This window comes from Roseomonas sp. TAS13 (assembly GCF_001950415.1).
GTDB lineage: Bacteria > Pseudomonadota > Alphaproteobacteria > Acetobacterales > Acetobacteraceae > Roseomonas > Roseomonas mucosa.
The window spans coordinates 1-6,818 of record NZ_BDLP01000238.1; the positions used below are offsets into that span (position 1 = coordinate 1).

Consider the following 6,818-nt stretch of genomic DNA (forward strand, 5'->3'; position numbering starts at 1 on the left):
GCCAGCATGGCGCTGGCCAGCGTGGCGGGGATGGCGGCCACCCAGCGGCCCAGCGGCTTCCACCAGCCCGCCAGCACCACCAGCAGGGCGGAGGCGAGGAAGGCGCCGACGGCCACCGGGAAGCCGCCCGCGATGGCGCCGGAACTGGCCAGGAGGGCGGCACCGGGCGTGCTCCAGGCGACGCTGACGGGCATGCGGGTGCGCAGGCTGAGCAGGATGCCGCACAGGCCCATGGCGACGGCCAGGGCCATGAGGCCGGAGGCGGCCTGGGCCGGGCTGGCCCCGGCGGCGGTCAGGCCGCGCAGCACCACGGCAAAGGAGCTGGCGAAGCCCACGAAGGCTGCCAGCAGGCCGGCGGCCAGGGTATGGGGCGGCAGGAGGTCTCGCATGGCGGCGGCATTCCCCGGCACCGCGAAAGGTGCGGCGCATGACATCCGGCCGGCGCTTCGGGGCGCCTCCGGCCAGGGTTGGCCGCGGCAAGGCCGCCCGGCCACGGGACCATGGCTGTGGGGGCCTGCGAATCGCCGGATCGGCACCCATGAAAGCCAAGTTCGCCCAGGGAGGCCATACACGGGGGGCGGCCGGGGCGCAGGCCGCCGGATCAGGCGGTGATGCCGCCAAGGGGCGGTGCCTTCCCCGCCACGCCCGCCTCCGGCCCCCGCGTCGCCGCTGTCACCGCCATGGCGGGGCCGCTGGCGCCGATCCCGGCGTGTCGCGGCTTCCCGCCCGCGTGCCCTCCGCCATCCCGCCCGTCAGCGCGGCCTCCCCATGGCGTTCCGGGCACCGTGCAGGGCGCGGTTCAGCAGGGGCGAGCCGAGGCTGGCCTGGGTCATCTCCGCCGCCGCCTCCAGCATCAGCGGGGCGAGCCCGTGCAGCTTCTCCTCCGGCAGGCGCATCAGCGGCCCGGCGATGCCGATCGTGGCACAGGCCGTGCCATCCGGCGCGCGCACCGGCGCCGCGATGGCCGACATCCAGGGAGTGAAGGTCTGGATCGCCACGGCATAGCCGCGCCTGCGGGTCTGGCGCAGTGCCTGGATCAGCGCCTTGGGCGTGCGCGGGGCGCGCGGGCCGAATTCCTCGGGCGGGCCGAAGCCCTGGCGCTCCACCAGGGCCAGGGCTTCCCCGTCGCCGAGCGTCGAGAGCCAGGCCCAGCCGCTGGCGCTGCAGGAGAGAGGGGCGACCTGGCCCATCTCCGGGTCGTAGCGCAGGCCGGACTGGGCGCCCTGCGCCCGGGCGACCCAGGTCAGGCTCCGGTTGGCGCCGTCGCCATCCATCACCGCGAGGCGCACCAGCTCGCCGCTCCGCGCGGCCAGGCGGTCCAGAACCGGCTGGGCGATGTCGGTGACGCCGCTGCGCGCCAGATAGGTGAAGGCAAGCGTCACCAGCCGCATGGTCAGGCGGTAGTCGCCATGGCCGCGTTCCTGCTGCACGACGCCGTGCCCGGCGAGTTCGGAAAGCAGGCGGTGCGAGGCGCTGAGGGGGATGCCCAGGCGATCGGCGATGGCCGAGATCGGCAGCCCGTCCGCATTCTCGGCCAGGAGCCGCAGCACGGCGAAGGTGCGGTCCATGACGCCGCTGGGCGCCGCCGAAGCGCCACGGCGCCCGCGGTCCCCGGAGGCGGCGAGGCCGCACGCCGGTTCGGCCTCGGATGGCATCGCGTTCATGCTGGGTACTCCGGATGCGCCGTGCCCGCTGCGAAAGGGCCGGCCGGGACCGGGTGGGGCGGGCCTCCGGGGTGGTACTGAAAGGGGCTTCCGATCTCAAGGAAAGATTCTGGAAAGTCTTTCCGGCGATCGGCAGGTCTCCCGCCGACCGCCGGAGATTGCGGATGGAGGGAATCATGTCCGGAAGCCTGAACGGCGCCACGCGCCTCTACCCGATCGTGGGCGACCCGGTCGCCCAGGTGAAATCGCCCTCCGGCGTCAGCCATGCGCTGGCGGAGCGGGGCATGAACGCGCTCTGCGTCCCCGCCCATGTGGCGCCGTGCGACCTCGGCTGCCGCACGGCGACCGGCGTGGACATGTTCCGTGTCGCGCAGGGCCTCATCGTCGGTTTCCTGCTCGACGGCTGAACGCCGGGCCGGGGGGACCGTCTCCGCTCACCCAGGCCGCCGGTCGGTGAGCCTGGCGCGGCGGGCGGCTTCCGCTTCCCCACCCGCCGGAACACGGCGCGGCGGAGCGACCGGTGCCTCCGGGACCTTGTTCGCTCCCCTGCGCGGGAAGTTGCCGGTGGCCCAAAGACATGCAACCTTCGGTTGATGCTCCCGCCTCCGGGGAGCGCCTGAAGGACGCGTCGATGCCGAGGGAAGATCCCGGGCTTCACGGAAATCGGGTCGGGTCCGGCAGCGGGCCGGTTTTCGCCGGCACCGGCCCCCAGGGCCACCGCAGCCGGATGCGGGAGCGGCTGCTGCAGGGTGGACCGGCGGCGCTGCCGGATTACGAGATCCTGGAGATGCTGCTCTTCCTGGGCATCCCGCGCCGGGACACCAAGCCGCTGGCCAAGGGGCTGATCAACCAGTTCGGCAGCCTCGCGGCGGTGCTGGGGGCTGACCCGCGATGGCTGCGGCGGACCACGGCGCTGGGCATGGACAGCATCGCCGCGCTGAACCTCGTCTCGGCGGCCGCCACGCGCCTCGCCCGGGCGGAGGAGACGGAACGGCCCGTGCTGAAGAGCTGGGACCGGCTGATGGCCTATCTGGCGGCGGCGCCCCTGGAGGCGGCGCCCGGCGCCAGCCTGCCGCATGGGCGCGTCCTGTTCCTGGACAACCGGAACCGGCTGCTCGCCGACGAGAGCCAGGATGGCGTGCAGGAGCCGCGCGCCACTATGCGGCGGGCGCTGGAGCTGCATGCGACGGCCCTGATCCTGCTGACCTGGCGCCCCGGCGGCCAGCCGCGCGAGGAGGATGTGGCGCGCACGGAGCAGATGCGGAAGGCGGGCGCGCTGCTGGCCATCACCCTGCACGACCACCTGATCGCCGGTGGAAAGGCGGAACCGCTGAGCCTGCGGCGGGAGGGGTTGATCTGACGATGGCGGACGGTTTCTCGGATGTCGCCGGTTTCCTGTCGCGCGATCCGGCCCTGGCGCCCGTTCCGGGAAGCCGGCCGGTTCCGGCGCCCGAGGTTCCGGCCGCCGGCGTTCCGGTTCCGGGCGGCCCGGCCTCCGCGGCGCGGCCCGGGTCGCCCGTGGGGCTGCGCCGCCGCCTGCTCAACGAGGGCGAGGCGGCGCTGTCGGAGGAGGACATGACGGCGCTGCTGCTGGGCTTCGTCCTGCCTGCCGACCCGCGCGCCCTGGCGCAGGCGGCGCTGCGCCGCTTCGGCAGCTTCGCCGCCCTGCTTTCGGCCAGCCAGCGGGAGCTGCGCGGCGTGCCCGGCCTCGGCACCCACAGCATCGCGGCGCTCAAGCTGGTGCAGGAGGCGGCGCTGCGCCTCGCCCGGGCGGAGGTCATGGCGGCGCCGGTGCTGGACAACTGGGACCGGCTGCTCGCCTATCTCACCGCCTCCCTGGCGCGGGAGCGGATCGAGCAGTTCCGGGTCCTGTTCCTGGATGCGGAGGAGCGGCTGCTGGCCGACGAGGCGCAGGCGCGCGGCACGGTGAACCATACGCCGGTCTATCCGCGCGAGGTGGTCAAGCGCGCGCTGGAGCTGGACGCCGCGCGGCTGATCCTGGTTCACAACCATCCGAGCGGCGACCCCACGCCGTCCCGCGACGACCTGCTGATGACCGAGCAGGTCCGGCAGGCGGCGGAATGCCTGGGCATCGCGTTGCAGGACCACGTGATCGTGGGCAACGGGCGGCATACCAGCTTCCGGCGGGAAGGGTTGCTGTAGGGGGAGCCGGGCGAGGGGCGGAAAGGGGCGCCCCCCACCCTGCCGTTCCGGCGGTGGTTGACGGCCGGTCTGCGGATGTGGTCTCGGACGGCTCCTCCCGGCGTCGGCGCGCCGCACCCATCCCAGGCCGAGAGTATCCATGATCCGCCTCGACTCCATCAGCAAGCAGAACGGCCAGCAGCTCGTCTTCATCGAGGCCTCGGCGGCGCTCCAGCGCGGCGAGAAGGCCGGGCTGGTCGGCCCCAACGGCGCGGGCAAGACCACGCTGTTCCGCATGATCACCGGGCGGGAGCAGCCGGATGACGGCCAGGTGCTGGTGGACCGTGGCGTCAGCATCGGCTTCTTCAGCCAGGATGTGGGGGAGATGTCCGGCCGCACCCCGGTGGCGGAGGTGATGGACGGCGCCGGCGATGTCAGCACCGTGGCGGCCGAGCTGGCGGTGCTGGAGGCCGCCATGGCGGACCCCGCGCAGGCGGAGGACCTCGACGCCATCATCGAGCGCTTCGGCGAGGTGCAGGGGCGCTTCGAGGAGCTGGGCGGCTACGCGCTGGAAGGCCGCGCGCGGGAGGTGCTGGCAGGCCTCGGCTTCAGCCAGGAGATGATGGAGGGCGATGTCGGCAAGCTGTCCGGCGGCTGGAAGATGCGCGTGGCGCTGGCGCGCATCCTGCTGATGCGCCCGGACGTGATGCTGCTGGACGAGCCCAGCAACCACCTGGACCTGGAAAGCCTGATCTGGCTGGAACAGTTCCTCAAGGGCTATGACGGCGCGCTGCTGATGACCTCGCACGACCGCGAGTTCATGAACCGCATCATCAACAAGGTGCTGGAGATCGATGGCGGGGCGCTGACCTCCTATTCCGGCGATTACGCCTTCTATGAGCAGCAGCGCGCCATGAACGAGCGGCAGCAGCAGGCGCAGTTCGAGCGGCAGCAGGCGATGCTGGCCAAGGAGATCGCCTTCATCGAGCGCTTCAAGGCCCGCGCCTCCCACGCCGCGCAGGTGCAGAGCCGCGTCAAGAAGCTGGAGAAGATCGACCGCGTCGAGCCCCCGAAGCGCCGCCAGACCGTGGTGTTCGAGTTCGGCCAGGCGCCGCGCTCGGGCGACGACGTGGCGAACCTGAAGGGCGTGCACAAGCGCTACGGCAACAGGGTGATCTACGAGGGGCTGGACTTCCTCCTGCGCCGCAAGGAACGCTGCTGCGTGCTGGGCATCAACGGCGCCGGCAAGTCCACGCTGCTGAAGCTGGTGGCGGGGACGACCGAGCCGGACCAGGGCAGCGTGACGCTCGGCGGCAGCGTGAGGATGGGCTATTTCGCGCAGCACGCCATGGAGCTGCTGGATGGCGACCGCACGGTGTTCCAGTCGCTGGAGGACGCCTTCCCCCAGGCGGCGCAGGGCTCGCTGCGGGCGCTGGCCGGCTGCTTCGGCTTCTCGGGCGACGAGGTGGAGAAGAAGTGCCGCGTGCTCTCGGGTGGGGAGAAGGCTCGGCTGGTGATGGCGCGGATGCTCTACGACCCGCCGAACTTCCTGGTGCTGGACGAGCCGACCAACCACCTGGACATGGCGACCAAGGAGATGCTGATCGCGGCCCTGTCGGAGTACGAGGGCACCATGCTGTTCGTCTCGCATGACCGGCACTTCCTGGCGGCGCTGTCCAACCGCGTGCTGGAGCTGACGCCGGAAGGCATCCACCGGTACGACGGCGGCTATACCGAATACGTGGCGCGCACCGGTCAGGAGGCGCCGGGGCTGCACGGCTGAGGCCGGGCGGCCTGCCCCGGGGCGAGCCTCAGCCGGTCCCGCGCGCCAGCAGGGCCTGTGCCAGGGCCTCGAACTCGGCGATGTCCAGCGTTTCCGCGCGGCGCGTCGGCTCGATGCCGCAGCCCGACAGCAGCGCCCCGGCCCCGCCCAGCGACTTCAGCGAGCCGCGCAGCATCTTGCGGCGCTGGCCGAAGGCGGCGGCGGTGACACGCTCCATGGCGCGGGCCAGGGCCGGTTCCGGCTGCACCGGGCGCGGCACGAGATGCACCACGGCGGACCAGACCCTGGGCGGCGGCGAGAAGGCGCCGGGCGGCAGGCGCAGCACCATGCTGGCCGCGCAGCGCCATTGCGCGAGGACCGCGAGGCGGCCGTAATGCTCCGTGTCCGGGGCGGCGACGATCCGCTCGGCCACTTCGAGCTGGAACATCAGCGTCAGGGATTCCCAGGCGCCGGCCTGGGACAGCCAGTTCACCAGCAGCGGCGTGCCGACATTGTAGGGCAGGTTGGCCACGACCTTGCGCGGCGTGCCGGTGAGGGCGGCGGCGTCCACCGCCAGCGCATCGGCCTCCAGCACCGTCAGCCGTCCGGGGAAGGCGGCGGAAAGCTCCGCCAGGGCGGCGATGGCGCGGCGGTCCAGCTCGATGGCGGTGACATGCGCGGCCGGGCTGTCCAGCAGGGCGCGGGTCAGCCCGCCGGGGCCGGGGCCGACCTCCACCACATGGCGGCCGGCGAGGTCGCCGGCCTGCCGCGCCACGCGCTCGCAGACCGCGGGGTCCAGCAGGAAGTGCTGGCCGAGCGACTTGCGCGCGTCCAGCCCATGGCGGGCCACCGTGTCCCGGAGAGAGGGCAGGGCAGCGGGCGTATCCGGTTCCGGGGCGTCAGACATGGGCCACGCGGTGCCCCGTCGCGATGCGGCCTGGCATGGGCATCAGCCGTCCCTGGCGGCGCTGGGCCGGATGCGCATGTCGATCTGCGCCTGGCGGCGCAGGTTGCGCTGCTGCTGCTGCGAGACCAGCTCGACGCGCTCGCGCAGGATCTGCGCCTTGGCCATCTCCGGCGTGTACTGGGCGAGATTGCGGCTTTCGCGCGAGCAGACGGCGATCACCAGGATGCCGTCCGGCGTCACGATCGGCTGGCTGGCGCGGCCGGGGGAAAGGCTGGCGACGAGCTGGCGCAGCTGCGGCGGCTCCAGCGTCTCCTGCCGCACCTGCCCGGGATCGGCGGGGCGG

The 6,818-nt window shown here is 73.0% G+C and carries 7 protein-coding genes and 1 pseudogene; 4 read left to right on the forward strand and 4 right to left on the reverse strand.

Annotation, left to right across the window (positions count from 1 at the left end; translation table 11 throughout):
* The coding region (locus ROTAS13_RS16640; RefSeq protein ID WP_171979125.1) for a benzoate/H(+) symporter BenE family transporter at window positions 1-389 on the reverse strand (389 nt) is incomplete at its 3' end.
* Window positions 390-752: 363 nt separating this feature from the next.
* Window positions 753-1,664, reverse strand: a complete 912-nt coding sequence (locus tag ROTAS13_RS16645) for an IclR family transcriptional regulator (protein ID WP_079253544.1) — start codon at window positions 1,662-1,664, stop codon at window positions 753-755.
* Between the two features lie 176 nt (window positions 1,665-1,840).
* Here ROTAS13_RS16645 and ROTAS13_RS16650 point away from each other — a divergent pair, with 176 nt between their 5' ends.
* From ROTAS13_RS16650 to ROTAS13_RS16665, 4 genes are all read left to right on the forward strand, one after another.
* Window positions 1,841-2,071: a hypothetical protein gene (locus ROTAS13_RS16650; protein ID WP_216348670.1), complete on the forward strand. Its 231-nt coding sequence runs from the start codon at window positions 1,841-1,843 to the stop codon at window positions 2,069-2,071.
* A 224-nt stretch (window positions 2,072-2,295) separates the two neighbouring features.
* The gene (locus tag ROTAS13_RS16655) at window positions 2,296-3,024 is read left to right on the forward strand and encodes a RadC family protein (protein ID WP_051004884.1); all 729 of its coding nucleotides are present in this window, start codon (window positions 2,296-2,298) and stop codon (window positions 3,022-3,024) included.
* 2 nt (window positions 3,025-3,026) lie between these two features.
* Window positions 3,027-3,827 carry a RadC family protein gene (radC, locus tag ROTAS13_RS16660; RefSeq protein WP_075822894.1) on the forward strand — a complete coding sequence of 267 codons (801 nt, stop codon included), beginning with the start codon at window positions 3,027-3,029 and terminating at the stop codon, window positions 3,825-3,827.
* A 139-nt stretch (window positions 3,828-3,966) separates the two neighbouring features.
* Entirely contained in the window at window positions 3,967-5,589 is a 1,623-nt protein-coding gene (locus tag ROTAS13_RS16665) for an ABC-F family ATP-binding cassette domain-containing protein (protein WP_019461669.1), read from the forward strand.
* A gap of 28 nt (window positions 5,590-5,617) precedes the next feature.
* Here the strand turns inward: ROTAS13_RS16665 and rsmA are convergent, their stop codons facing one another.
* Complete coding sequence (gene rsmA, locus ROTAS13_RS16670; protein ID WP_075822895.1) at window positions 5,618-6,475, reverse strand: 16S rRNA (adenine(1518)-N(6)/adenine(1519)-N(6))-dimethyltransferase RsmA; 858 nt, start codon at window positions 6,473-6,475, stop codon at window positions 5,618-5,620.
* Window positions 6,476-6,517: 42 nt separating this feature from the next.
* Window positions 6,518-6,818: pseudogene (locus ROTAS13_RS16675) on the reverse strand (rotamase); the annotation flags it as partial.